We start from the raw sequence: 25,981 nt of genomic DNA, 5'->3' as shown, positions 1-25,981 counted from the left end.
CCCATCCTGCGGCGGAGACAGCATGATGCGCAAGCCGCTACACGGGCGCCTGCTCCCGGTCCTCGAACGGGTCCTTTGGCAGGACAAACGGCAGGGCGTAGAACTCCTCCCAGAGGTCATCATCAGCCGGAAGGTCGTCGGGGTCCTCAAGGTTCCTGCTCAGCGGCTCCTCGATGGGCGGTTCGGGGTACAGGCGGGCGAAGTCCGGCCAAGTGTCCGGGTGCGGCATGCCTGGCCAGCCTTGTCGCTCACCAGCCTCTGCCAGGATCCTCGAGCCATCTGCCTCCTGCAGGCCTTGCGCCTCGCCCAGCTGTGGCAGGTGGGGTGGTTCCCAGTCCTGGTGTTCGCTGGTGTAGCTTCGGCCGAAGGGTGAGACATAGCCGGGTGGGCGGTTCTTGGTGGCGGGGGTGGGTTCCCAGCCGGAGGTGTGTTTCATACGGTGATGTTTCGGGCAGAGCTGTCCCAGGTTGCTGATTCCGGTGGCCCCGCCATGGTGCCAGGCCAACAAGTGGTCGACTTCGTTATCGAGCGAGTTGTTGCTGCACCCGGGGAACGGGCATTTGCCGTCCCGCAACCTCAACCACCGGCGCATCGCCACAGGAATCCGGTAGCTGGTTCGGCCGATCTCCAGCGGAGCCCCGTCCCGCGGGTCCACCAGCACCCGGTAAAACGACGCCGCACCGTCGGCGACGAGTTGCCGGGCCATCGACGCCGGAACCGGGCCATGGCCATCCAGCACGGCAGGTTCATCCGTGAGGCCAAGCAGGGCGAACACCGGGACGGTGACCAGCACCTGCGCTCCCAGCGCAGGGACCTCCGCCAATTCACCGGCAACCTTGGCATCTGCTCCCGGACCGCAGCCAACCCCGGTACCGGCCGGCGCATCAGCTCCGGTGCTTAAAAGTGCGGCGGCTCCGATGTCCGCCATCAGTTGCGGCAAGGTGCGGGGCTCGTCCGGACCTTGGAGGCCGCGGGCCAGCGCGCGGGTCCGGTTCCACGCCGCGTTGGCCTGGTCCGCGGGCAGGCACAGCGAGACCCAGGCCATCCCGTCCCGGTCCGGCGAATACTCCATCCGCCGCTGGGCCACAGCCCTCGCGTGGCGTTTCTCGATCGACTCTGGTTGGTGGCGTTCCCGCCAGGACCGGACCCTCCGCCGCAACCTCGCCGGCGGCAACTCGCCCGCAATGCCACCAGGTACGGCAGCAGGAGCGTCAGGGTTGGTAGCCTCCAGTCCGAGGAAGCGCGCTTCCAGGGCCGCCGTGGCGTCCGCACCAAGGCCCGCGGTTTCATCGACGATGATCTGGGCGTTCTGCCACGGGACGGCACCGGCCTGCAGGGCGTCCAGCGCGGCCGGAAGGGAACTCGTCAAGGCGTGCGAGGCACCGATCAAGGAACCCGCGGCACGTTCGCCGATGGCCAGGACACAGGCTACCTCGGCCACCACGGCCGCCTCCTGCCCCTTGGCCCACCCCGGATCCGCAGCCGGATCCTCCAACGCGTGCACCGCGCCCACATGCCCGTCCACCAGGCGCACCTTCACCGCAGCCAAAGCAGCCTCAGCCCGGCGGACTATCGCCAACCCCTCCAGGCACCCATCAGCAAACGCCCGCAACGGATCCCCACCTCCGGCGGCAGCAACGTCATCAGCTTCGACAAACGCAGGCCCGTTCACAAGACCGTCAAGATCCTCAACAAAGCCGCCCACCGACGCCACGGCAGCCGCAATCCCGGCCCCGCCGCCTGCGCCATAAGTGGCTCCATGTCCCATATCCAAAGCATGGCACGACGGTCTGACAAAACAGCGGGGGCAGTTGGCTACGGGCTAATGTGCGGAATCACCTTCCCGCTGGGCGGTATCAGCATCCCGTTTCGTTGGCCGGTATCCGGCAAGCTCGGCGCGGATGTCGCCTTCCTCGTGCCCGCCCGTCTTCTTTCCGAAGGGCAGGGCTTTCAGCAGAGGGTGCACAACAGTCATGACCAGCAGGCCCCAAGCCAATCCGAGCACTGCCGAGCACAGGGTGTTCACGAGCCAGGCGAGGAAGCCGCCCACCACCGCGATGCCGACGAACGGCTTCTCCAGGACATGGACCAGGTCATACGGCGCGTGCCAGCCAAGGTCATAGGCTCCCTGCAGCATGATGTGCCCGCCAACCCACAGCATGGCGATGGTCCCGATGAAGGTGATCGCCGCCAGCACCGCGGGCATCCCCTTGACGAGCAGTTCGCCAAAGCGCTTGGAGCCGGCGGAGTCCTTGGTGGTCAGGTGGAGGCCGATGTCGTCCATCTTCACGATGAGGGCAACCGCACCGTAGACCAACACGGTGATGACGAGGGCCACCACTACCAGGATGAGCGCCCGGATCCACAGGGACTCAGCGGCCACCTCGTTCATCGAGATGACCATGATCTCGCAGGACAGGATGAAGTCGGTGGTGATGGCGCCCTTGACCACCTTGGCTTCGGCACCCGGTCCGCGGTCCACCGCCGGCGAGTCTTCTTCCGCTGTGTGGTGGCCGCGGATCTTGTGCCATACCTTCTCGGCGCCCTCGTAGCAGAGGTAGGTGCCGCCCAACATCAGGATGAACGGGATGGCCCACGGGGCGAAGCCGCTGATGAGCAGCAGGGCCGGCAGGATGATCAGGAGCTTGTTCCGGAGCGAGCCCCAGAAGATCTTCTTGATCATCGGCAGCTCGCGGGACGGGTCCCTGCCGGAGACGTACTGCGGCGTCACGGCGGCATCGTCAATGACGACGCCAGCGGCCTTGGCACCCGCCTTGGCTGCTCCGGCCGCAACGTCGTCCACCGAGGCGGCCGCTATCCGGGCCAGGGCTGCGACGTCATCCAGCAGGGCAACGAGACCGCCGCTCACAGTTCGCTCCCGCGCTTCCCGACGGCGGACTGCTGAGCGTGCTTGCTTCGGTTGAGGCTCGTGATTGGCATGTTCGGAGTATACGTCGCACGCATGACGGTGGAGGGATCCGAACGCGAACCAAGCAGCCGATGTTCACGCCGGACAATGCGGCCTATGCTGGATCCCAACCACAACTACAACGTTGGAGAAATTGTGCCGGCTACACCTGCCACGGAGAAGTCCGTCGCCACCCTGGCTCCCCTGCGCCCCGACGCCTTCAAGGTTCCCTACCGCGACCCGGTGTGGGACGGCCCCACGGATCCGGTCCTCGTGGCCGACCACCTCAAAGGCGAGTGGGTCCTGTTCTACACGCAGCGCCGCGCCACGAAGGAAGGCCTGACGGGGGTCGAATGGGTGCACGGCACGGGGATCGGCGTCGCCCGGTCCTCGGACGGCGGCGCTACCTGGAGCTACCAGGGCACAGTGGAGGGCCTCGTGCCGCCGGGAACTGGACAGCCGGCAACCCTGTGGGCGCCCGATGTCGTTCGCATTGGCGGCCAGTGGATCATGTACCTGACCGTGCTGCCTGGGGTGCGGACGGACTGGACCGGGCAGGCGGGCATTGTGCAGTTCGCCAGCAAGGACCTGGAGCACTGGGAATACCTGGGTGCCGTTGACCTGGACTCCCCGCGCGTCATCGATGCGGCCGTGGCACGTTGCGGGGACGGCCGCTACCGGCTCTGGTACAAGGACGAAAAGCGCGACTGCAACACTTTCAGCGCGGTCAGTGACACGCCGGAGGATCCTGCATCGTGGGTCCTGGAAGGAGTCGCGATTCCCGGGCGCGCCCACGAAGGACCCAAAGTGTTCCGGCTCGCCGGGACGTATTGGATGATCGTGGACGAATGGCGGGGCCAGGCCGTCTACCGCTCTGACGATGCCGCGGGCAACTGGACCCGGCAGGAGCACCTGGACGGCCTCATCCTCACCGCGCCCGAAATGACAGGCGGCAGGCCCGTCGTCGGACGCCACGCGGACGTGGTGCCGCTTCCCGCCGGCGAAGACGGTGCGGAGCGGGCCCTGCTGGTCTACTTCACGCACCCGTACTGGGGCGGGAGGACATCGGCACCATGGACGCGGACCCGCGCACGCGCCTGAGCCACGTCCGGGCCGCCGTCCTGGAAGTCCGCGATGGCGTCCTGGTGTGCACGGAGCACTGACGGCAGCGCGCACGACAAAGGGCCAAGCCCTGGAACTATAAGCCAGCTGCTGCTGGCACCGGTCCAGGGCCTGGCCCTCTGCCTGATTCGTGGGCGGGCCCAAGGCCCTGGTGCGGCTAGCCGCGCTGCGGTGAGCCGAGCTCCACCGGGTCCTCGTCCGTCAGGTACGCCAGTTCGGAGTGGGCGGCGAGGTCGATGCCGCGCATCTCGTCCTCCGGCTTGATGCGCAGGCCCACGGTCTTGTCCAGGATCTTTGCCAGGATCCAGGTGATGCCGAACGAGTAGGCCAGCACCGTGACCGTGGCAAGGGCCTGGGTGCCAAGCAGTTCCAGGCCGCCGCCGTAGAAGAGCCCGTTGACGGCGTTGGGGGCGGCGTCGGTGGCGAAGAGTCCGATCAGCAGGGTTCCGAGGATGCCGCCCACCAGGTGGACGCCGACGACGTCCAGCGAGTCGTCGAAGCCGAGCCGGAACTTCAGCTCGATGGCCAGCGAGCAGACAGCGCCGGCGATCAGGCCGATGGCAACAGCTCCCAGCGGGCTGACGGCGCCGCAGGCGGGGGTGATGGCGACGAGTGCCGAGATCAGGCCGGATGCCGCGCCCATGCTGGTGGCGGCGCCGTTGCGGAGCCGCTCAACGAGGGCCCAGGCGAGCAGGCCGGCGGACGCTGCCACGGCGGTGTTCAGGAAAACCACCGACGCCGACTGGCCGGCGGACAGTGCCGAGCCGGCGTTGAACCCGAACCAGCCCACCCACAGCAGGCCGGCTCCAACAGGACCAGCGGCCGGCTGTGCGGCTTGGTGTGTTCCATCTTGGGCCAGCCCGAGCTCTTGCCCAGGACCAGTGCCAGGGCGAGGGCGGCGGCGCCGGCGTTCATGTGCACGGCCGTGCCGCCGGCGAAGTCGATGGCCTTGATGCCGCTGGCAATCCAGCCGCCGGTCACGCTGCCGTCCGCCGAGGAGAAGGCGAAGACCCAGTGCGCAATGGGGAAGTAGACGATGGTGGCCCAGATACCGGCGAAGAGCATCCAGGCGCCGAACTTCATGCGTCCTGCCGCCGCACCGGCCACCAGGGCCGTGGTGACGCAGGCGAAGAAGAGCTGGAACGCGGCGAACAGGATGACCGGGATGGACGCCCCCTCGTCCTCGGCCAGCAGCTGTCCCATGCCCGGGAACTCGGTGACGTCACCGATCAGCCCCAGGCCGCCCACGGAGTTCCCGAAGGCCAGCGAGTACCCGAACAGCGCCCACAGGACGGCCACCAGGCTGGCGCCGCCGAAGCACATCATCATCATGTTGAGGATGCGGCGCGAACCCACCATGCCCCCGTAAAACAGGGCCAGGGCGGGGATCATCATGCAAACCAGCGCTGCGCTGGCCAGAATCCAAGCGACATTTCCCGAATCCATTGGGAAACCCCTTTCGTGATGCGAGGAGAGAACGGAAATCGCGCGTCAGAGCCACTCCGTCAGGAGGGACGCGGAGTCAGTACCGCGTTCAGCGGAGGGCGGCTATTGCCGTCTGGTTCCAACTGTATGGCGCGGGTTTTGAACTGGGTTTCGGGTGTGTTAAATGATGGTTTCAGTCATCCACACGCGAGTTTCAGGGGTATCGCAGTCCCCAGTGATTACCTGGCGGAGACAGCCAGGAACCGGATGGGCAGGTCCAGCAGTTCCAGCAGGCCGTGCGGGCCTTCGCCGTCGAGCAGCAGGGAATCGCCGGCCTCCATGGTGTATTCGTAGGCGCCGTGGCCGTACACCATCTTTCCGGTGAGCATGTAGATGAATTCGGTGCCGGGGTGCTGGAACAGCGGGAACACGTCCGAGGCGTCCGTCAGCGTGACCAGGGTGGGTTCCAGGGCGTCCGTCCTGCCCTTGAGCGTGCCCAGCACCCGGTACTCATGGCCGTGCTGGGTGCCGCTACGGACCGTCAGGCTGCCCTGGCCGGCCTTGGTGAAGGTGGCGTCCCGGTCCGTGTCCGCGCCGCGGAACAGCGCGGTAACCGGCACGTTCAGCCCGTCGGCCAGCCGCTGCAGGGTGGTCAGCGAACAGGACGTGGTGGCCGTTTCGACCCTTGAGATCATGGCCTTCGACAACCCGGTGCGCGCCGCCAGTTCCGCCGAGGACAGCCCGCCGGCTGTGCGGTAGTGGCGCACCTGCGCGGCGATGACCTGCTCCAGCTTCCCCGCGAGGGCGGCAGTGCCGCCGTCGGGGTCAATCGCGGCGTCGGCGTCGTCCCGGGCATGGTTGGTCATATCAGCCATCATAGGCAGGCCCTCCAGGGGGCGGGCGAGGGGCGCGGCGTGCGAGGGGCGCGGCGGGCGAGGATGCGGGCGCCGGCCGTGCCGGCGCCCGCGGAACGGACCCCTGTCAGGGCGCGCCGGGGATCCAGCTGGTCCCGGCCAGCGGAACGCGGGCCATGGCGGACGCCTCGATGGTGAGGGCCACCAGGTCCTCGGGCTCCAGGTTGTGCAGGTGCGACTTTCCGCAGGCCCGCGCAATTGTCTGGGCTTCCATGGTGAGGACCCGGAGGTAGTTGGCCAGCCGCCGTCCCGCGGCCACCGGGTCCAGCCGCGAAGCCAGTTCCGGGTCCTGGGTGGTGATGCCGGCAGGGTCCCGGCCGTCCTGGAAGTCGTCGTAGAAACCGGCAGCGGAGCCCAGGGCCGAGTACTCAGCAGCGTAGCGGGGATCGTTGTCGCCCAGCGCAATCAGGGCCGCGGTCCCGATCGCCACGGCGTCAGCCCCCAGCGCCATGGCCTTGGCCACGTCGGCGCCGGTGCGGATGCCGCCGGAGACAATGAGCTGCACCTTCCGGTGGACCCCGAGTTCCTGCAGGGCCTGGACGGCCTGCGGGATGGCGGCGAGCGTGGGGATGCCAACGTTCTCGATGAACACCTGCTGGGTGGCGGCGGTTCCGCCCTGCATGCCGTCCAGCACCACCACGTCGGCGCCGGACTTCACGGCGAGCGCGGTGTCGTAGTAGGGCCGGGAGGCGCCCACCTTGACGTAGATGGGGGTCTTCCAGTCCGTGATTTCCCGGAGTTCGCCGATCTTGATTTCCAGGTCGTCCGGGCCGGTCCAGTCCGGGTGGCGGCTGGCGGAGCGCTGGTCGATCCCGACCGGGAGGGTGCGCATCCCGGCGACGCGTTCGGTGATCTTCTGGCCCAGCAGCATCCCGCCACCGCCCGGCTTGGCACCCTGGCCGAGCACAATCTCGATGGCGTCGGCCTTGCGGAGGTCGTCCGGGTTCATTCCGTAGCGGGAGGGCAGGTACTGGTACACCAGGTGCCTGGACTGGCCGCGCTCCTCAGGCGTCATGCCGCCGTCGCCCGTGGTGGTGGAGGTGCCCACCTCGCTGGCGCCGCGGCCCAGCGCCTCCTTGGCGTTGGCGGACAGGGCGCCGAAGCTCATCCCGGCGATGGTCACCGGGGTCTGCAGGTGCAGCGGCCGGCTGGCGTGCCGGTCACCGAGGACGACGTCGGTATCGCACTTTTCGCGGTAGCCCTCCAGCGGGTAGCGGGACATGGAGGCGCCGAGGAACAGCAGGTCGTCGAAGTGCGGGACCCTGCGCTTGGCTCCCCAGCCGCGGATGTCGTAGACGCCGGTGGCGGCGGCGCGCTGGATGTCGGCGATGGTGGCGCGGTCGAACGTGGCGGATTCGCGGAGACCCAGCGCAGCGGAATCAGACGCAGTGATGTCGGCGGGTGCCGGTGCCGGGGCGGGAACGGAGGTGATGGTCATGGGGGCCTCCTAGTAGGCGGTCGAGTTGTCGACGTGGAAGTGGTAGAGGTTGCGGGCTGAACCGTAGCGCTTGAAGTCGGCCGGGTTGTCGGTGCGGCCGGCGGCGGCCAGGAGCTCCGCGAGTTCGGCCAGGTGCTCCTCCCGCAGCGGCTTTTCGATGCAGTCCGCGCCGAGCGAGGCGACGGTTCCCTTGACGTAGATCCGGGCCTCGTAGATGGAGTCACCCAGCGCGTCCCCGGCGTCGCCGCAGACCACCAGCCGGCCGGCCTGGGCCATGAACGCTGACATGTGGCCGATGTTGCCGCCCACCACGATGTCCACGCCCTTCATGGAGATCCCGCACCGGGCACCGGCGTTGCCGTCGATGACCACCAGGCCGCCGTGGCCGGTGGCGGCTGCGGACTGGGAAGCATCGCCCGTCACGCGGACGCGGCCGGACATGATGTTCTCGGCCAGTCCGACGCCGGCGTTGCCGTTCACCGTCACGGTTCCCTTTTGGTGCATCCCGGCCGCGTAGTAGCCGGCATGGCCTTCGATGGTCACCGCAACGTCGGCGTTGATGCCGACGGCAAGGCTGTGCTTGCCACTCGGGTTGGTGACGGTCCAGGACTGGCCGTCAACGGCGTCGTGCAGTGCCTGGTTAAGGCCCCGGACCGGAGCGCCGGCGAGGTCCACCACGGCCGGCGCGTCCGTTAAAGGCTCGGGGGCGGTGGTTTCGGGGGCTGTCAGAGTGACCATGTGTAGACCTTTCCGGGTTCCGGTTCAAAGATGCGGGCGTTGTCGATGCCGGGCAGGGCTGCCAGGGCGCGGTATTCGGAGGCCATTGCCACGTAGTCGTCGGTTTCGGCGATGATGGCGGGCTTGCACGCGATGGGGTCCCGGACCACGGCCATGCTGTCCGCGGTGGTGACCACCAGGGTGTAGAAACCGTCCAGTACCTTGCCGAGGTTCACCAGCGCTTCCTCGAGGGTGTCACCCTGCTGCAGGCGGGAGGCCACGTAGCGGGCGCCCACCTCGGTGTCGTTTTCAGAGTCGAACACCACACCCTCACGTTTGAGGTCCCGCCGCACGGTGGCGTGGTTGGAGAAGGAGCCGTTGTGCACCAGGCACAGGTCGTCCGCCACGGAGAAGGGGTGCGAGCCGCCCGCGGTCACGGCAGATTCGGTGGCCATGCGGGTGTGGGACAGGCCTTGGCTGCCGGCCATGGCTTCCAGCCCATGTTCCGCGGCGATCTCCATGGGGTGGCCCACGCTCTTCATGACTGCCACGTGCTCCCCGCGGCCAATAACGGTGGCGGCGGGCAGGGTTTCGGTCACGGCCTTCACCAGGAGGTCGGTCCCGACGGCGGCACCCACCAGGGTGGTGTCACCCACCACCTGCACCGAGACGCCGGCGTCCGCCGGAAGCACGCCGGCGAGGAGCCCGGCGACGCCCTCGGTGATGGCCGGCGTCGGCATGCCCTGGTCCCTGCCCAGCAGGCTCAGCGTGGAGGTGCCCGGGGACACCAGGCCGGGGTGTTGTAGACGGCCAGGCCGGCGGAATCCGGTCCGCGGTCCACGATCTGGCACAGCATGGAGGACAGCAGGCTGCCCATCTTTGGATACAGCGAGGGGTTGCGCAGCTGCAGCGCGGCGATTCCGCACATAACGGTCCTTTGCTTGGTTGGGTCTGTTCGGGTCGGGTTGCTTAGATCGAGGTCAGGTAGGTGCGGATTTCCCAGTCGCTGACCTGGTTGTGCCAGCTGAGGAATTCCTCTTCCTTCGCCGTGGCGTAGTAGGCGCCGATCTCCGGATCGCCGCTGAGGCTGGCCAGGATCACCGGGTCCTTGCGGAGTGCCTCGACTGCGTGGAGCAGGGTGGCGGGCAGGAAGTGGGCGTCCGGCTTCGACTCCCCCGGCCCCGACGGCAGGCCGGGATCGATGGACTTCTCCACGCCGTCCAGCCCGGCGGCGATGGCCGTGGCGATAGCCAGGTACGGGTTGGCCGAACCGTCGCCTGAGCGCAGCTCGATCCGCTTGTTGTCCGGGACCCGGATCATGTGGGTGCGGTCGTTGCCGCCGAAGGACGCTTTCCGCGGAGACCAGGTGGCTCCGGAGGAACTGGTGGTGGCGCCGGTGCGCTTGTAGGAATTCACGGTGGGTGCCAGGAAGGCCTGCAGGGCCGGAGCGTGGTCCAGGATCCCGCCGATGAAGGAGTAGGCGAGGCGGGAGAGCCCAAGGCCGCGGCCGCCGTCGTCCACTTTCCCGTCGCCGGCCGGGAACAGCGCGTCCGCACCTGACCAGAGCGAGAGATGGAAGTGCAGGCCGGTGCCCGTGCGGTCCGTGAACGGCTTGGGCATGAAGGTGGCCGTCATGCCCCGCTGCTCCGCCAGGATGTTGAGGATGTAGCGCAGCGAGACAACACGGTCCGCCGTGGTGAGGGCGTCGGCGTAGTTGAAGTTCTGCTCGAACTGGCCGGCGGCGTCCTCGTGGTCGTTGGCGTAGTTGCCCAGCCCAGGCTGTTCATGGCGTCCGAGATCGAGGTGAGGTGCTCGTACATCCGCGTCACGCCGCGGGCGTCGTAGCAGGGGCGCGGCGAATCGTCCTTGTCGTCGGCGGTACTCAGCGTCCCGTCGTCGTTTTTCTTCACCAGGAAGTACTCCACTTCGGCGCCTACTTTTGCCTGCATGCCCTTCTGGTCAAGCCGGGCCAGCGCGTTCTTGAGGATGACGCGCGGCGCGTACGGCCACGGCTGCCCGTTGACGTGCGGATCGCAGTGGATGATCGCCAGCCCCTCCTTGATGAAGGGGACCGGGGTGAATGAGGAGAGGTCCGGCACGGCGATGAGGTCCGCGTCCTGCGGCTTTTGGCCGATCAGGCCCGCGGCGTAGCCGGCAAAGCCCATGGCGCCGGATTCCAGCTCGTCCGCCGCCTCCACCGGGACCAGCTTGGCGCAGGGCTTGCCGGTCATGTCCACGAACGTGGCCAGGAGGAAGCGGACGTCGTGGGCGCGGGCGATGTCCGCGAGGGAGATGGCGGGCTGGGAAAGGGCGTCGTTGGCCTGGCTGGCGAGCCCGGCCGAGGGGGTTACAGCAGGGGTTGCGACACTGGTCATCGAAACAATCCTGTCGGGTTGGTGTTAGCTACTAGTAAACCTTGTTGCACCAGAGTATCCAAGCCGACATTTCGCGCGTCCGTCGGGCATGTTAATTGGGTGTTGCCGGCGCCTGACCGGCAGGCCGGCGGGCCGCAAGCATGCGCCGGGCGATGCCGCCGCGCGTCCCCGGCTGTGCACGCCCGGCTAAGCTGGGGAAGATTTCCGGCAATCACCGCCGGCCGCGAAAGGATCAGGGGAATGGCGCGAGCGACAGTCCAGGACGTCGCCAGGACGGCCGGAGTATCCGTGGGCACGGTGTCGCGGGTCCTCAATGGAAGCCCTGCCGTGAGCGAGTCGAGCAAGGAAAAGGTCACCGCCGCCATCCACCAGCTCAACTACCGGCCGCTTGCCTCCGCCCGCGACCTGCGGCGGGACAGGACGATGCGCATCCTCGCGATTGCCAAGAACCTGAACTCGCCCGTGATCAGCGAGGCTTTCCGCGGAGTCAGCGACGCCGGGGCGCTGTCCGGGTATGTCAGCCTCATCGCGCCGACCGCAGGCGATCCGGAGCGTGAACAGCAACTGGTGGACATGCTGCGCAACGGCTCGGTTGACGGCCTGGTGATGTTCTCCCCCACCATGCCCGACGAGGACATCGGACAGATGGCCGAGCAGCAATGCGTCGTCCAGGTCTGCGAAATCGCCGACGCCGACGCAGCCTTCGGCGTTGCCATCGACGACCGGCAGGCGGCCGTGGACATCACCCGGCACCTGATCGCCACCGGCGCCCGGCGGCTGGCGATGATCGGCAACAGGGCGGCCCGCTCCGGCCGCCTGCGCGAGGAGGGCTTCCGGCTCGCCGCCGCAGAGGCAGGTATGCCCGCCGACCAGATACTGTTCGTGGACGGTGACTTCGATTTCCACACTGGCCGCCGCCACGCCGAAGAACTCCTTGACGCAACCCCGCGCCCCGATGCCGTGTTCTGCGGGAACGACACAGTGGCAGCGGGGTGCGTCCGTGCGATCACCGACGCCGGGCTGAGGGTACCGGAGGACATCGCCGTGGCTGGCTTTGACGACTCCGTCCAGGCTGAGATGTGCGTCCCGGAACTGACCACCATCAGGCAGCCCGCGTACTCGATGGGCCGCCTGGCTTTCGAGGCGCTCCTTGAACGGATGACCACGGCGGGCCCGCACCGCAGGGGCCGGATGTACCTCCCCCACGAACTCGTCGTGCGGGACTCCACCAACAGCTGAGCCAGGGGTTGACAGGCTGACGTGACCCCTGACACACTGCTGTGGAATCGATTCCAAAGTTAGCCCGACTGGTTATTCGGCGGAATTTGGAATCGATTCCAAATAGGACTGACCAAAAGCCGGCCAGGCAACGAAGCCACGCTGAGGTATGCGGGCGACGTTGCACGCTGCCATTCCTCGAGCATCCCTCCCGACCCCAAAGGAGCCACTTGTGGACCTGATTCAAAACGCATCTCCGCGCCATGAGGACACTGCACCATCCATGCCCGCCCCCGCCCTGGCGCCCGCATCACGCCGGACCAGCGGGCGAACCCTGGCGGTGGCGGCAGCCATGGCCGCGGGCCTGCTGCTGAGCGGCTGTGGAGGTGGTGCGGCCGCTCCCGGCGCGGACCAGGCCCCTGCCGCCGATCCGGCCGCAGGAGCCGGCGCCAGCGGCAGCATCAACATCTGCGGCGGCAAGGACGCCTCCGGCATCTACAAAGGCACAGCAGAGGCCTTCACCAAGGCAAACGGCAAGGTCACGGCCAAATACACCGAAATCGGTGCCACCACTGACGAGATGCGGACCCAGGCAGTGCAGCGGCTCGAAGGCAAGTCAGCGGAATGCGACCTGTTCCTCACGGACGTCATCTGGACTTCCGAGTTCGCTTCCCAGGGCTGGATCCTTGACCAGACGGAACTGGTGGAAGCCAACAAGGACCGCCTCATTCCCTCCACCGTGGAAACCGCCAAGTACGAGGACAAGTACTGGGCGTCCCCGTTCTTCACCAACGCGGGACTCATCTACTACCAAAAGGACAAGGTGGCCAAGCCGGATACCTGGCAGCAGCTGTATGCGGAGGCAGCCGGCGCCCCGGGCAACAGCTTCGTCTACCAGGGCAAGCAGTACGAGGGCCTCACCGTGAACTTCCTCGAAATGCTCTACAGCGCGGGCGGCGAGGTGCTGGATGACCAGGGCGAAGTCAGCATCGATTCCCCGGAAACCCGGGAGGTACTCGACTTCATGGCGAAGGGCCTCAAGGACGGCTCGGCGGACCGCGCGGTGCTGACATACAACGAGGACGCCGGGCGCCTGGCCTACGAGTCGGGGAACTTCGGCTACCAGCGCAACTGGCCGCACGTCAACCGCCTGCTCAACGCCACCCCGCTGGCGGGCACGTTCGGCGTAGCCCCCCTTCCGGCATGGGAAGGCGCCAAGGCCTCCGGCGTCCTGGGCGGCTGGAACCTTGCCATCTCGGCCCATTCCACGAACCAGGCGGGCGCCGTTGCCTTCATCGACTTCGCCACCACCCCGGAGTGGCAGAAGCACGTGGCCATGGACTTCTCGCAGGCGCCGGTCAACGAGGCCGCCTACTCGGACCCGGACGTCCTGGCGAAGATGCCGTTCGCCACTGAACTGCTCGCCTCCGTCAAGAACGCCAAGCCGCGCCCCATTTCCCCGGTCTACCCCCAGATCTCCCAGGCGATCTACAAGAACGTCTACGCGGTCCTTTCCGGAACCGCCACCACCGAGGACGCCGTGAAGACCATGGCTGAAGAGATCACGGCCGCAAAGGCGAGCTTCTGATCATGGCCACCAAGTTCCTTGCTCCCGGCCGCGGCATCAACGGCCGCGACCGGGAGGAGAGGCGGCTCGCGTTCCGGATGACTGCCCCCTCCCTGGTCCTCATGGCCCTGGTGGCGGCGGTGCCCATCGGGTACGCGCTCTGGCTTTCCCTCAACCAGTACAGCGTCCGCACCGCCGGACTCTCGCGCTTCGTCGGACTTGAGAACTACATTTCGGCCCTCACCGGGCCGCACTGGTGGGCGGCGTTCGGCCAGACGTTCCTGTTCGCGGGGCTCTCGGTCTCGCTCGAGCTGGTGCTCGGGACGGGCATGGCACTGCTGCTTAACCTCGCCTTCAAGGGCCGGGCACTCCTGCGCACCGTGGTCCTGCTGCCGTACGCGGTGGTGACCGTGGTCAGTGCCATCACCTGGGAAACGATGTTCCAGCCCAACCTGGGCCTGGTCACCAATGTCCTGTCAACGCTGGGCCTGCCCGGCGGCGACGTTGTCTGGCTCGGCGAGCACGGCTACGCCATGGCAGTCATCGTCCTGGCCGACGTCTGGAAGACAACACCCTTCGCAGCCCTGATCATCCTGGCCGGCCTGCAGGTCATTTCCACCGAGACCTACGAGGCCGCGGAACTTGATGGCGCCAGCAAGTGGCAGTCCTTCATCCACGTCACCCTGCCCCTGCTCCGCCCGGCCATTGTGCTGGCCGCGATCTTCCGGACCATGGATGCCCTGCGCGTCTTCGACCTGCCGTTCGTGCTCACCCGCGGCGCCAACGGCACCGAGTCGATGTCCATGCTGGCCTACGCACAGCTGCGGGAAAACCGCCTTGTGGGCGAAGGGTCGGCGCTGTCCATCCTCACCTTCCTGACCGTCATGGCGGTCTCGGTGGTGTACATCCGCTTCGCCGGGGGCAACATCCGCGAAGTTGCCAAGGAGGAACAATGAGCACGCTGACTGCACAGCGGACGACGGCGGCACCCGCCGGCCGCGGCCGGCCATCCAGGGGCAGGGCGCCGCGGCGGAGGCCCCGCGGCCAGGCCCGGCTGCATCCCGTCGTGTGGGTATTCGTCATAGCCGTCATGGGCTTCTCGCTCATCCCGTTCTACTGGCTGGTCAACACGTCCCTCAAGAAGGGCGCCAGCCTCTACCAGGGTGAACTCTTCCCCAGCCAGCCGACCTTCGAGAACTACCAGGCCGTGTTCCAGAGCGCCGAGTTCCTGCTGGCCCTGCGCAACTCGGTGATTATCGCCGTCGTCACCACCACGGTGGCGCTGGTGTTCGCCTCCTTCGCGGCCTATGCCCTGGCCCGGCTCAAAATGCGCCGCAAAGCCTTGATCCTGACCCTCATCCTGTCGGTCACCACCTTTCCGGCCATTGCCATTGCTGCCCCGCTGTTCTCGATCTGGCGCGAGATCGGCCTGTACGACACACTCCTTGGCCTGATCATCCCGAAACTGACGTTCGCGTTGCCCCTGGCGATCTACACGCTGACCTCCTTCTTCAGGGAGATCCCGCGTGAGCTGGAGGAATCGGCCTACATGGACGGCGCGACGCCATTCACCGCCTTCCGCAAAGTCATCTTGCCCCTGGCGGTCCCGGGCCTTGCCACGACGGCGATCCTCGTGTTCATCTCGGTATGGAATGAATTCCTGCTTGCCGTCACCCTCACCACTTCCCCCGAGGCCCGTCCGGTCCCGGTGGCGATTGCGTTCTTCAGTGGGACCAGCGAGTTTGACCAGCCGCTCGGCACCATCAGCGCGGCCTCGGTGGTCATCACGGTTCCGCTCGTCATCCTGGTGCTCCTGTGCCAGAAACGCATCGTCTCCGGCATGACCGCCGGCGCCGTCAAGGGCTAGAAGCCCCCAAATCCACAACAACAAAAAAGAAGGAAACATCCGTGAGCAACGAGCAGTCCCCCGGCCAGCAGGCATCCGCCCTGCCGGAACCAGACACCAAGGAACTGAGGGTGGGCGTGGTCGGCATCGGCTGGGCCGGGCAGCAGCACCTGATGGCCTACAACGCCCTGGAAGGCGTCCGCATCGTGGCGCTGGCAGGAATGGAACAGGAGCTCCGCGACTCGCTGCAGGCTGAGTACTCCATTCCGAATGCCTTTGCAGACTGGAAGGAGATGCTGGAGCACGGCGGCCTGGATGCCATCAGCGTGGCAGTGCCCACCTTCCTGCACGCCCCCATCTCCATAGCCGCCCTGGAACGCGGGATCCATGTGCTGAGCGAAAAGCCCATCGCACGCAACGCCATCGAAGGCCAGGCCATGGTGGATGCCGCGCGCAAGGCGGGCCGCGTCCTGGATGTTGCCTTCAACCACCGCCGCCGCGGCGACATCGGCGCACTCAAGGAGGTCATTGACGACGGCGGCCTGGGCCGCCCCTACTACGCCAAGGCCTCGTGGCTGCGCCGTTCCGGCATCCCCACCCTGGGCAGCTGGTTCACCAACCCCGAACTCGCCGGCGGCGGGCCGCTGGCCGATATCGGCGTCCACGCCCTGGACTATGCCCTGCACCTGCTCGGCGAACCGAAGGTGCTGGCAGTGTCCGCCGCCACCCATTCGGAGCTGGGTCCCCAAGGGCGGGGCGGCGGCAGCAGGTACTCCGCCCAGGCCACCAGCCACGCGTTCGAGGTGGAAGACTTCGCGTCCGCGTTCCTCCGGCTTGAGGGCGGCGGAACGCTCCTCATCGAGGCCAGCTGGGCCACGTACCGGGAAACCGACGACCTGCTGGACTTCACCGTCTACGGAACCGACGGCGGTGCCGAGCTCAAGGTGCAGGGCGCGCCCTTCCCGCCTGTCGGCCAGCTCCGGGTGTTCACCGACAAGGACGGCGAATCCGCGGATTATGTCCCGCCCGTCCTTCCGGGCCGGGCGCACGATGCGGTGGTGGAGGATTTCGTGACAGCCGTCCGCGGCGGCCCCGAGGCCTGGCGCGGGCATGACGGTTCGCTGGCGCTCTACCGCGCACAGATCATCGACGCGTGCTACCAGTCCGCACGGGAGCAGAGGGAGGTTCGTCTCTAATGGGTGAAAAACTGAGGATCCTGGTCTGGAACGAAGGCGTCCACGAGGCCAACAACGAGCCGGCCCACATCGGGGAAATCTACCCGGACGGCATCCACGGCGCCATCGCAGCAGGGCTGCGCTCCTTCTACCCGGAGTCGGAGATTACGACGGCGGTCCTCGCCGACGACCAGCACGGGCTCAGCGAGGAGGTGCTCGCCGAGACGGACGTCCTCCTCTGGTGGGGCCACATCGCCCATGACCAGGTGGCCGACGCCGTCGTCGAACGTGTCCAGCGCCATGTACTGGGCGGGATGGGACTGATCGTGCTCCACTCGGGGCACTTCGCCAAGGTCTTCACCCGGCTGCTGGGCACCAGCTGCTCGCTGGCCTGGCGAAACGACGGCGAGCGCGAGCTGGTCTGGACCGTGAAACCGTCACACCCCATCGCCGAAGGAGTGGACAGCCCCATCGTCATCCCCGAGCAGGAGATGTACGGGGAACTGTTCGACATCCCGGACCCGGACGACCTGATCTTCATCAGCTCGTTCGCCGGCGGCGAGGTGTTCCGCTCCGGCGTCACGTTCACCCGCGGCAAGGGACGCATCTTCTACTTCAGCCCCGGCGACCAGGAATACCCGGTGTACCACCACCCGCAGATCCAGCGTGTCCTGGCGAACGGCGTCCGCTGGGCTGCCCAGCCCGGACTGGACCGTTCGGCGCCCGCCGTGACCAATCCCGCGCGGGACTGGTTCGTGGAGCGGTAGTTCGCGGAGCGGTGGGAAGACAAGTTGCGGGTTTCCCCATAGCCGCTCCGCGCCCCAGCGGGTACAACTGAGAGATGACTTCCTCAGCGCTGGTGCTAGGGCCCATGATGCGGTTCGTGGATGAGACGACGGCGAGCGTCTGGGTGGAAACCCGCAATTTTCCCAGGTGTCCGTGCACGCCGGCGGCAGGCAGTGGACTGCTTCAACGTTCGCCGTGCACGGGCACCATTACGCCCTGGTTGACCTGCATGGGCTTGAGCCCGGGACGGTGACTCCGTATTCCGTGGAAGTCGACGGCAGCAAGGTCTGGCCGGAACCGGAGCACGGGTTCCCGCCCCCGGTGGTCGCCACGCTCAAGCCCGGAAAACCGCTGCGGCTGGCCTACGGGTCCTGCCGGACCAGCGTCCCGCACGACTCCGCCGGCAACCGCACCCACGGCGTGGACGCGTTGCGCGCCTACGCGCTGAAGATGATCTCCGGAACGGATGAGCGGTGGCCGGACCTGGTGGTGTTCCTCGGCGACCAGGTGTATGCAGACCTCACCAGTGAGCAGATGCAGGAGTTCATCAAATCCCGCCGGGACATCAGCGAACCTCCCGGCGAGGAGCTCCAGGACTACGAGGAGTACGCCCACCTTTACTACCTGGCGTGGTCCGATCCTGCCAACCGGTGGCTGCTCTCCACGCTGCCGAGCGCCATGATCTTCGATGACCACGACATCCGGGACGACTGGAACGCCTCACGGACCTGGCGTGAGGAGATGCAGCAGAAGCCGTGGTGGCACCAGCGCATCGTTGCCGGACTGGCCTCCTACTGGGTGTACCAGCACCTGGGGAACCTCTCCCCGCAGGACCGTGCCGCCGACCCGGTCTGGCAGGTTATTGCCGGGCATCACGGGGACGGCGAGCCCGATGTGAGCCGGGAGCTGGACAGACTGGCCGAACGCGCGGACCGCGAGCCGGAATCCTACCGCTGGAGCTTCTGCCGCGATTTCGGCGACACCCGGCTGATCGTGGTGGACTCCCGTGCCGCACGCAACCTGGCGCCGGACCGCCGCGCCCTGCTGGACGACGTCGAAATGGCCTGGCTGGATGACCGGATGCAGGGCGGTTTCCGGCACCTGCTGGTGGGCACATCCCTGCCGTTCCTGCTCCCCATGGGCCTGCACCACCTCGAGTCCTGGGACGAGGCCATCTCCGAGGGCGCCTGGGCAGGCTCGCGGCCCGCACAGGGGAAAAGCTGCGGCAGACTTTCGACCTGGAGCACTGGGGTGCCTTCGAAAAGAGCTTCCGGCGGGTGGCGGCGATGGCCGGGGAGGTGGCGGACGGCCGGCGCGGCCCGGCACCGGAAACGGTGGCGTTCCTCTCCGGCGACGTCCACTTCTCCTACGTCTCCGAGGTGGAACGCAGCACCGGCAGCAGGATCATCCAGGCCGTCTGCTCCCCCATCCGCAACCCCCTGCCCCGGCTGCTGCGGTCCTTCGGCGCCCTCATGTCCTACGGCCTGGCCACGCCCCTTGGCGCGCTGGCCGCCCGCTCGGCCAAGGTTCCGGACCCGGGACTGCACTGGTCCACGGTCAAGGGTCCCTGGTTCGACAACAACCTGGCCTGCCTCGAAATTGCCCCCGAGGGGCTGAAGCTGTGGTGGCAGCGGGGCGTGGTCCGTGACGGCGACAACGCCCACCCGCAGCTGGAACGCGTCGCGGACGTCACCATTGCTCCGCGCAAGGCCGGCGAACCGGCCAGGGAGCCCGGCTAGCCCACATCCCATGCCTGCCGCCGCAGCCGCGCCACCAGCGTGGCGGCGAGCAACGCCGTCGCCAGCTCCAGCCCAATGACCAGCAGCAGCTGGCTGCTGCCCGTCACCTCCGCAGCGAACGACGGCGGCCCGCCGCCATGGGCGTGTCCCCCGCCGCCCGCGCCCAGCAGCAGGACCGCATGCAGGCCCGCCATCGCCACGGCGGCGGCGGCAACCCGGTGGAGTGCCCCCACTTTGCCGTGGCACCAGATGTGGACGGTGCAGGGGACGCAGACGGCGGCGAGCCCCACCATCAGGAGCCCGAGCCAGACGCCGTGCCCGCCGGAAGCCGCCACCCACACATGCACCAGGCAGGACGCCGCGGTGACCAGCGCGCAAAGCCGGGAATGAAACCCCGGGCTAGTGGCAGGAGCCAGCATTGCTGCCGTCACTGCTGCCTCCGCTGTGGCACGCCGATGCCGCGTTGACGTTGGCGGGCACGTCCAGGACCGGGCTGCGGTCGAAGAACCCTTCGGGGCGGAGCTTGAAGCCCACGGTGTCCACGGGCATGATGGGCCAGTCCTCCACCCGGGGGAAGTGCGTCAGGCCAAAGGTATGCCAGACCACGATGTCCTGGCCGTCGATGTCCCGGTCCTGGGCCACGTAGCCGGGCAGGCCGGCGCCGCCGGGGTGCTGGTTGACAAAGTCCCCCGTGGGGTACCGCTCCTCCTCGGCGTAGCGGGTGACCCAGAGGTCCTTGGTGGCGAACGCCGCGCGGCGGGCAATCGAGGACTCAGGGTCGGCAAGCAGGGTGGGCTGGTTGTGGGAGTGGAGCTTGTAGCCCACCGGCTCGCCCAGGCGGTTGCGGGACTCGGGATTGGAGATGATCCAGGTGCGGCCGGCGCGGGCGTCGGCCTCGCGGACGGCGTCGGATTCGCGGGCCAGGACGGTACGCCTGCGGGAGAAGGCGTTGCCGCGTTCGTTGCCCGGGCCCATTACCTGGCGGACCACGTCTTCTTCCTCCACTCGGTTGGTGAACCCGTCGATGGCCATGTCCAGCCGGGCACTGAAGAGGTGCTGGTGGAACGGGGCGCCCAGGCCGGGGGCGAGCTGGAGAGATTGTCCGAGCCGCCCTCCGGGAAGGCGGAGGTGAAGACGACGCCGGTGGCCTTGGCCTCGAACTCGATGGTGCCGTCCAGGTAGAGGTACCAGTAGAAGCCGTAGTCGTAGTTGCCGATGGTGGTGAAGAAGGAGATGACCAGGCGGCGGTTGCGGCGGGTGTAGTTGACACCGGCCCACAGGTCGGAGTGCTTGGACAGGATGCCCCAGTCCTCCTCGTGCATGCAGATCCCGTTGCGGATCTCGCGCGGGTTGCCGAAGGCGTCGCTGATGACCGGGCTGAGGTAGGTGATGTCGCCCAGGCAGTCGCAGCCCAGTTCCAGCGAGTTGGCGTACTGGCCCACCAGGTACTCGCCGGTGTCGAAGTAGTTCTGCCACGACCGGATGGGCGACGGGTCGCCGTACGGGACCACCATCTCGGCAATCGATGCCCGGTTGATGATGGGCCGCAGCCGGTCACCGTCCCGGAACGCCAGGTTGTGCAGGACCACGCCCTCCCGGACATCGAAACCCACATCCACGCTCCACTTTTCCCACTCCACGTGGTTGCCCCCGGTGACGGTGAAGCTGGGGCCTTCGGGCTGGGTGATGTTGATGGGCTTCTGGGTGGTGCGCAGCGGGCCGGTCAGTTCCGGATCGGTGTAGTTGCCGTGTTCGGCGGGTATGGGCATGGCGCCGAGGTCGATCACCTGCGTGACCTCCTTGTTCACCACGTCCACATAGGCCACCAGCCCGTCCACCGGGTGCGCCCACGCGCTGTCCTCCGGGAAGTCCTGGACAAACGCCAGGCCACGCAGGATCCGGCGGCCCTTCTCCTCGGCATATTCAAAGACGCCCGCCGAGAGCGGGGCCACCCGCACTTTGGTTACGTCCAGGCCCCGGTCCGCCAGCGCCTTCAGCCAGCGTGAATCGGTGGCAAGGAGGGACTCCACCAGTTCGAATTCCTCCTCGAGGACCGGCAGTTCGCCGGTCGCCGCGGTATCGAGTTCGACGGCGGACAGGACCTTCTGCTGCGTGACCGAGACGGTGACGTCGCGCGGCGCCGCGCCGGAGACGTCGTGGACAAAGACGCGGAAGCGACGGTCCGCGTCATCCGCGGCGGTTCCACGCGGGGGCTCCAGGAGGCCCAGGTAGGCGATCCGGTGCTGCGGTTCCAGCAGGCCCGCTGCCTGCAGGACGGAGCGTACTATGAGGATTTCCGGCGCCGTTGCCAGGCTGAAGGCGGATGCGGTGCGGGTTGGTGCAAGAGTCATGGTGAAACCTCTGTCCGGGCCGCTGCCGGCCACTGGTGGTTTATTTTCTATAGTTGTAGAGAATAAACGTCCGTAACATGGCTCACAAGAGTCTGAGCGAAATATTTCCCGGGAGTGCCAGCGGTGCCGAAGATAGTTGACCATGACGAGCGCCGTCTGGAGCTCGTGGACGCCACGTGGCGGATCATCGCGCGGCAGGGCCTCGAGGGGGCCACCATGCGGGAGATCGCCATGGAGGCCGGGTTCGCCAACGGCGCCCTGAAGCCCTACTTCCCTACCAAGGACACACTCCTGGAATTCGCCTTCGGCCACGTGTTCAACCGGACCAACCAGCGGATCGCCGAGGTCACCGGGGGCAAGAACGGGATGGAAGCCCTGCGGGCCTTCTGCCTGGAGGTCCTGCCCCTGGACGAGGAGCGCGTGAACGAAGCGCGGATCGTGATCCCCTTCTGGCAGAAGGCCGTCAATGACGCCCAGAAAGCGCAGATCCACCAGCAGTCCATGGCCGCATGGCTGGACACCATCCGGCAATTCCTGGCAGAGGCGCGCGAAGCCGGGGACGTCCGTGCCGCCGTCGACGATTCCATCCTGGCCGGCCAGCTCCTCAACATGCTGCTCGGCGCCCAGATCGAAGCGGCGCTATCCCCGGAAGGCGGGACCGACTTCGGCCACGCCGCCCAGCTTGACGGCTACCTCACCCTGCTCGCCGCATGACGGCGCAGATGATCCCCGCGGACGTGGAGACGCCGGACATCCTGGTCGACCTGGACGTGCTTGACCGGAACATCACGCGCATGGCGGACACCGTCCGGGCCAAGGGACTGGCCCTTCGGCCGCATGCCAAGACGCACAAGATCCCGGAGATTGCCGCCCGCCAGCTTGCCGCCGGTGCAACCGGACTGACCGTTGCCACCATCGGCGAGGCGGAGGTGTTCGCCGGCGCCGGATTGGACGACCTTTTCATCGCCTACCCCCTGTGGCTGTCGGACCGGAAGGCCGGCCGGCTTCGGGACCTCGCTCGAAAGGCAAAGCTCACCATCGGCGTGGATTCGGCTGAAGGCGCTGCCCGGCTTGGCCAGGGCCTGGGGCCGGCGGCGGGAAGCGTCAGGGTGCTGGTGGAGGTGGACAGCGGCCATCACCGCAGCGGCGTCCGCCCTCACTCCGCAGCCGACGTTGCGCGGGCAGCTTCCGACGCCGGCCTGGACGTTGCGGGCGTGTTCACCTTTCCAGGCCACAGCTACGCTCCGGGCATGCCGGCCGAGGCGGCCGCGCAGGAACAGGAGGCGCTGCGGCTCGCGGCGGAAGCCCTGGCGGCGGCCGGGTTCAAGGCAGGGGTGCGAAGCGGAGGATCGACGCCCACCGCACTGCTGACTGGAAATTCCGCCGCCACGGAGGTCCGTCCGGGGGTCTACGTATTCGGTGACGCCCAGCAGCTTGAGCTGGGCCGCTGCGCCCCTGAGGACATCGCGCTCACCGTGGCCGCCACCGTGGTGAGCCACCATGCAGTGGAACCCGGGACACCGCCACGCTTCATCATCGACGCCGGCAGCAAGATCCTCGGCAGCGACAAGCCCGCCTGGGCAACCGGCTACGGGCGGCTGCTTGACCACCCGGACGCAAGGATCACGGCACTCTCGGAACACCACGCCACCGTGGAGTGGCACAGCCCCGAAGGTCCGCCTGCGCTGGGCGAACGGCTGCGCGCCATCCCCAACCACGTCTGCCTGGCCATGAACCTGGTGGACGATGTCGCCGTCGTCAGTAACGGAAGCCTGGTGGAGCGCTGGCGCGTGGCCGCCCGCGGCAAGAACTCCTAATCCTTCGTCAGGAAGGGTCTTTTTTTCGCCAATCGTTGAAAAAAAGATTCGACAAGCCTTAACCTGAGTGGACTGTGTTCCATGACACAGTCCCGGGGAATGTCAGATGGCCGTCCGTCGTCGTCAGGATTATCCATGCCAGCACTCAGCCCGTCCCGGCCCGCCGGGCAGCAGCTTACGTCCCGCACCGCCGCATCCTTTGACCACTGGAAGCATCTGGTAGCCGAGTCCTTCGTGCCGCTGGCCGCCAGTACCGCGGACGTGGACCGCTTCCGCGGACAGCTGCGCTCCCGCGTGCTGGACCGCATGTCCATCGTGGAAGTCACCGCCACGTCGCACGAGGTGCACCGTACGCCGGCGCTGATCGCCCAGGCCGGCGAGCGCTACTTCAAGCTCAACCTCCAGTTGGAGGGCACCGGCCTGCTGATCCAGGACAACCGCGAGGCAGTCCTCCAGCCGGGCGACCTTGCCATCTACGACACCAACCGCCCCTACACACTCACGTTCGAACAGCAGGCGCGGATGATGGTGGTGATGTTCCCCTGCGACGCACTGTCCCTGCCCCCGGATTACGTGGGCAGCTCGCCGCCGTCCGCATGGACGCCACCGGCCTCAGCGGCATCGTGGGGCAGTTCATCCGCCAGCTCTCGGAGAACCTGGAGGTGCTGAACGGCCCCAGCGGCTCCCGCCTGGCAACCAACGCCCTGGACCTGGTCTCCACCATGCTGCACGCCGAGATGGACATAAGCCCGGAACGGATGAAACCGCAGGCACTGCTCGCGGTGTCCATCCGGGAGTACATCGACGCGAACCTGTCGGACCCGATGCTGTCACCGGCCAGCATCGCGGCGGCGCACTTCATCTCCACCCGGCACCTGCACAACGTCTTCCACGAATCCGGCACCACGGTGGCCAGCTGGATCCGGAGCCAGCGGCTGGACGGCGCACGCCGCGACCTGCGGGACCCCCTGCATGCGGGAAAGCCGGTGGGCGCCATCGCTGCCCGGTGGGGAATCCTGGATGCCGCGCACTTCAGCCGGACCTTCCGCGATGCCTTCGGCGTCTCCCCCAGCGACTGGCGGCGCGGCGGCTAGGGCTTACGGCATGTCCGCTAGATCAGGCCCTGCGCCAGCATGGCTTCTGCAACTTTGACGAACCCGCCAATGTTGGCGCCCAGGACGTAGTTGCCCGGCTCGCCGTATTCGTCGGCGGTGGCAGCGCACCGGTGGTGGATTCCCACCATGATGTCCGTCAGCCGCTCCTCCGTGTGTTCGAAGGACCACGAGTCACGGCTGGCGTTCTGCTGCATCTCCAGCGCCGAGGTCGCCACACCCCCGGCGTTGGCGGCCTTGCCGGGACCGAACAGCACCCCTGCCTCCTGGAAGACTGCCACGGCGTCCCGCGTGGACGGCATGTTGGCCCCTTCACCCACCGCGAGGAGGCCGCCCCGCACCAGCCTCGCGGCAGCGCCGCCGTCGAGCTCGTTTTGCGTGGCGCAGGGCAGCGCCACGGTGGCATCGACGTCCCACACTGAACCGCCGTCAACATAGGAGACGCCGGGACGGCGGACGGCGTAATCCTTGAGCCGGCCGCGCTCCACTTCCTTGACCTCGCGCAGGAGCCCGACGTCGATCCCCGCCTCGTCCACGATATAGCCGGAGGAGTCGGAGCAGGCCACCACGGTGGCGCCCAGGGACTGCGCCTTGGCGATGGCGTTGATGGCCACGTTGCCGGAGCCGGACACCACCACGCGCTGGCCGTCGAACGAGGTGCCGCGCGTCTTCAGCATTTCCTGGGTGAAGATCACGGTGCCGAAGCCGGTGGCCTCCGGGCGGACAAGCGAGCCGCCCAGGAGATCCCCTTGCCGGTCAGCACGCCGGATTCATACCGGTTGGTGATGCGTTTGTACTGGCCGAAAAGGTAGCCGATCTCGCGTCCGCCCACGCCGATGTCGCCTGCCGGCACGTCCGTGTACTCGCCGATGTGCCGGTACAGCTCGGTCATGAAGGACTGGCAGAACCGCATTACCTCGGCGTCGCTGCGGCCGCGGGGGTCGAAGTCGGAGCCGCCCTTGCCGCCGCCGATCGGCATCCCGGTGAGGGCGTTCTTGAAGATCTGCTCGAAGCCCAGGAACTTCACGATGCCCAGGTAGACGGACGGGTGGAACCGCAGCCCGCCCTTGTAGGGGCCCAGCGCGGAGTTGAACTCCACGCGGAAGCCCCGGTTGATCTGCACCCGCCCCGCGTCGTCGGTCCAGGGCACGCGGAAGATGATCTGGCGTTCGGGTTCGCAGAGGCGCTCCAGGATGGCGGCGTCGAGGAATTCCGGGTGCCGGTCATGGACCGGGCCGAGGCTTTCGAAGACCTCCACCACCGCTTGGTGGAACTCCGCCTCACCGGGGTTGCGCGCCAGGACGGTGTCCCGAATGGCCTCCAGCCGTGCGTCCATGAACTGCTTCCTTGCCTGTTCTCCGGCGCACCGGCGGGTACCGGCGCGAATAAAAGTTGATACTTCAACTTATACGATTATGACCGGCGGCCTGTAGCCGGCGATCCGGATTCCAGCCTAATATCCACAGTGTGA

General features: G+C 67.5%; 19 protein-coding genes and 5 pseudogenes. 11 read left to right on the top strand and 13 right to left on the bottom strand.

Features of this window, described 5'->3' with window-relative positions; all coding sequences use genetic code 11:
• Positions 1 to 37 precede the first annotated feature (37 nt).
• Positions 38 to 1,525, bottom strand: a complete 1,488-nt coding sequence (locus tag ACPEE0_RS00760; RefSeq protein WP_424573763.1) for a DUF222 domain-containing protein — start codon at positions 1,523 to 1,525, stop codon at positions 38 to 40.
• A 297-nt stretch (positions 1,526 to 1,822) separates the two neighbouring features.
• Positions 1,823 to 2,869, bottom strand: a complete 1,047-nt coding sequence (locus ACPEE0_RS00755; protein ID WP_424573762.1) for a DUF808 domain-containing protein — start codon at positions 2,867 to 2,869, stop codon at positions 1,823 to 1,825.
• Between the two features lie 156 nt (positions 2,870 to 3,025).
• On the opposite strand from ACPEE0_RS00755, the gene ACPEE0_RS00750 reads away from it, so the two are divergent.
• On the top strand, positions 3,026 to 4,009 hold the full coding sequence (locus ACPEE0_RS00750) for a family 43 glycosylhydrolase (protein ID WP_424573761.1): 984 nt from the start codon (positions 3,026 to 3,028) through the stop codon (positions 4,007 to 4,009).
• 178 nt (positions 4,010 to 4,187) lie between these two features.
• Here ACPEE0_RS00750 and ACPEE0_RS00745 read toward each other — a convergent pair.
• From ACPEE0_RS00745 to ACPEE0_RS00710, 8 genes and pseudogenes are all read right to left on the bottom strand, one after another.
• Positions 4,188 to 5,476, bottom strand: a pseudogene (locus ACPEE0_RS00745) (ammonium transporter).
• Between the two features lie 218 nt (positions 5,477 to 5,694).
• The gene (locus ACPEE0_RS00740) at positions 5,695 to 6,321 is read right to left on the bottom strand and encodes a helix-turn-helix domain-containing protein (protein ID WP_424573760.1); all 627 of its coding nucleotides are present in this window, start codon (positions 6,319 to 6,321) and stop codon (positions 5,695 to 5,697) included.
• Between the two features lie 115 nt (positions 6,322 to 6,436).
• Positions 6,437 to 7,807 (bottom strand): FMN-binding glutamate synthase family protein, encoded by a 1,371-nt coding sequence (locus tag ACPEE0_RS00735; protein ID WP_424573759.1) that lies wholly within the window; start codon positions 7,805 to 7,807, stop codon positions 6,437 to 6,439.
• A 9-nt stretch (positions 7,808 to 7,816) separates the two neighbouring features.
• A complete protein-coding gene (locus tag ACPEE0_RS00730; RefSeq protein WP_424573758.1) occupies positions 7,817 to 8,545 on the bottom strand; it encodes a protein glxC in 729 nt (242 codons plus the stop codon).
• Positions 8,533 to 9,312, bottom strand: a complete 780-nt coding sequence (locus ACPEE0_RS00725; protein WP_424573757.1) for a glutamine amidotransferase — start codon at positions 9,310 to 9,312, stop codon at positions 8,533 to 8,535. Before ACPEE0_RS00725 ends, ACPEE0_RS00730 begins: the two co-directional genes overlap by 13 nt.
• Positions 9,288 to 9,452 (bottom strand): hypothetical protein, encoded by a 165-nt coding sequence (locus tag ACPEE0_RS00720; RefSeq protein ID WP_424573756.1) that lies wholly within the window; start codon positions 9,450 to 9,452, stop codon positions 9,288 to 9,290. The genes ACPEE0_RS00725 and ACPEE0_RS00720 overlap by 25 nt, the downstream gene beginning before the upstream one ends.
• Positions 9,453 to 9,493: 41 nt before the next feature.
• Positions 9,494 to 10,297, bottom strand: a complete 804-nt coding sequence (locus ACPEE0_RS00715) for a hypothetical protein (RefSeq protein WP_424575214.1) — start codon at positions 10,295 to 10,297, stop codon at positions 9,494 to 9,496.
• 56 nt (positions 10,298 to 10,353) lie between these two features.
• Positions 10,354 to 10,473, bottom strand: a pseudogene (locus tag ACPEE0_RS00710) (hypothetical protein); the annotation flags it as partial.
• 666 nt (positions 10,474 to 11,139) lie between these two features.
• Between ACPEE0_RS00710 and ACPEE0_RS00705 the strand changes: the two are divergent.
• The 7 genes from ACPEE0_RS00705 to ACPEE0_RS00675 all read left to right on the top strand — a co-directional run bounded on the left by ACPEE0_RS00705 (position 11,140) and on the right by ACPEE0_RS00675 (position 19,108).
• On the top strand, positions 11,140 to 12,138 hold the full coding sequence (locus ACPEE0_RS00705; RefSeq protein ID WP_407710177.1) for a LacI family DNA-binding transcriptional regulator: 999 nt from the start codon (positions 11,140 to 11,142) through the stop codon (positions 12,136 to 12,138).
• 211 nt (positions 12,139 to 12,349) lie between these two features.
• On the top strand, positions 12,350 to 13,705 hold the full coding sequence (locus tag ACPEE0_RS00700; RefSeq protein ID WP_424573755.1) for an ABC transporter substrate-binding protein: 1,356 nt from the start codon (positions 12,350 to 12,352) through the stop codon (positions 13,703 to 13,705).
• Positions 13,706 to 13,707: 2 nt separating this feature from the next.
• On the top strand, positions 13,708 to 14,640 hold the full coding sequence (locus tag ACPEE0_RS00695; RefSeq protein WP_009359614.1) for a carbohydrate ABC transporter permease: 933 nt from the start codon (positions 13,708 to 13,710) through the stop codon (positions 14,638 to 14,640).
• Positions 14,637 to 15,551, top strand: a complete 915-nt coding sequence (locus ACPEE0_RS00690; RefSeq protein WP_424573754.1) for a carbohydrate ABC transporter permease — start codon at positions 14,637 to 14,639, stop codon at positions 15,549 to 15,551. Before ACPEE0_RS00695 ends, ACPEE0_RS00690 begins: the two co-directional genes overlap by 4 nt.
• Before the next feature lie 80 nt (positions 15,552 to 15,631).
• A complete protein-coding gene (locus tag ACPEE0_RS00685; protein ID WP_133348220.1) occupies positions 15,632 to 16,726 on the top strand; it encodes a Gfo/Idh/MocA family protein in 1,095 nt (364 codons plus the stop codon).
• Positions 16,726 to 17,472, top strand: coding sequence for a ThuA domain-containing protein (locus ACPEE0_RS00680; RefSeq protein ID WP_424573753.1), 747 nt, complete (start codon positions 16,726 to 16,728; stop codon positions 17,470 to 17,472). Before ACPEE0_RS00685 ends, ACPEE0_RS00680 begins: the two co-directional genes overlap by 1 nt.
• A 166-nt stretch (positions 17,473 to 17,638) precedes the next feature.
• The gene (locus tag ACPEE0_RS00675) at positions 17,639 to 19,108 is read left to right on the top strand and encodes an alkaline phosphatase D family protein (protein WP_424573752.1); all 1,470 of its coding nucleotides are present in this window, start codon (positions 17,639 to 17,641) and stop codon (positions 19,106 to 19,108) included.
• Between the two features lie 118 nt (positions 19,109 to 19,226).
• Here ACPEE0_RS00675 and ACPEE0_RS00670 read toward each other — a convergent pair whose 3' ends face one another.
• Together ACPEE0_RS00670 and ACPEE0_RS00665 are read right to left on the bottom strand one after the other, a co-directional pair.
• A complete protein-coding gene (locus tag ACPEE0_RS00670; RefSeq protein ID WP_424575213.1) occupies positions 19,227 to 19,649 on the bottom strand; it encodes a hypothetical protein in 423 nt (140 codons plus the stop codon).
• Positions 19,630 to 21,581 (bottom strand): annotated as a pseudogene (locus tag ACPEE0_RS00665) (primary-amine oxidase). Before ACPEE0_RS00665 ends, ACPEE0_RS00670 begins: the two are co-directional and overlap by 20 nt.
• 123 nt (positions 21,582 to 21,704) lie before the next feature.
• Between ACPEE0_RS00665 and ACPEE0_RS00660 the strand changes: the two are divergent.
• From ACPEE0_RS00660 to ACPEE0_RS00650, 3 genes and pseudogenes are all read left to right on the top strand, one after another.
• Positions 21,705 to 22,295: a TetR/AcrR family transcriptional regulator gene (locus ACPEE0_RS00660; RefSeq protein ID WP_424573751.1), complete on the top strand. Its 591-nt coding sequence runs from the start codon at positions 21,705 to 21,707 to the stop codon at positions 22,293 to 22,295.
• The gene (locus ACPEE0_RS00655; protein WP_424573750.1) at positions 22,292 to 23,398 is read left to right on the top strand and encodes an alanine racemase; all 1,107 of its coding nucleotides are present in this window, start codon (positions 22,292 to 22,294) and stop codon (positions 23,396 to 23,398) included. The genes ACPEE0_RS00660 and ACPEE0_RS00655 overlap by 4 nt, the downstream gene beginning before the upstream one ends.
• A gap of 135 nt (positions 23,399 to 23,533) precedes the next feature.
• Positions 23,534 to 24,492 (top strand): annotated as a pseudogene (locus ACPEE0_RS00650) (helix-turn-helix domain-containing protein).
• A 17-nt stretch (positions 24,493 to 24,509) separates the two neighbouring features.
• Here the strand turns inward: ACPEE0_RS00650 and gdhA are convergent.
• Positions 24,510 to 25,846, bottom strand: a pseudogene (gene gdhA, locus ACPEE0_RS00645) (NADP-specific glutamate dehydrogenase).
• Positions 25,847 to 25,981 lie beyond the last annotated feature (135 nt).

Source organism: Arthrobacter sp. SD76 (genome assembly GCF_049726125.1).
GTDB lineage: Bacteria > Actinomycetota > Actinomycetes > Actinomycetales > Micrococcaceae > Arthrobacter > Arthrobacter nitrophenolicus.
The sequence above is the reverse complement of the archived record's forward strand: the minus strand, read 5'-3'. Positions and strand labels throughout refer to the sequence as shown.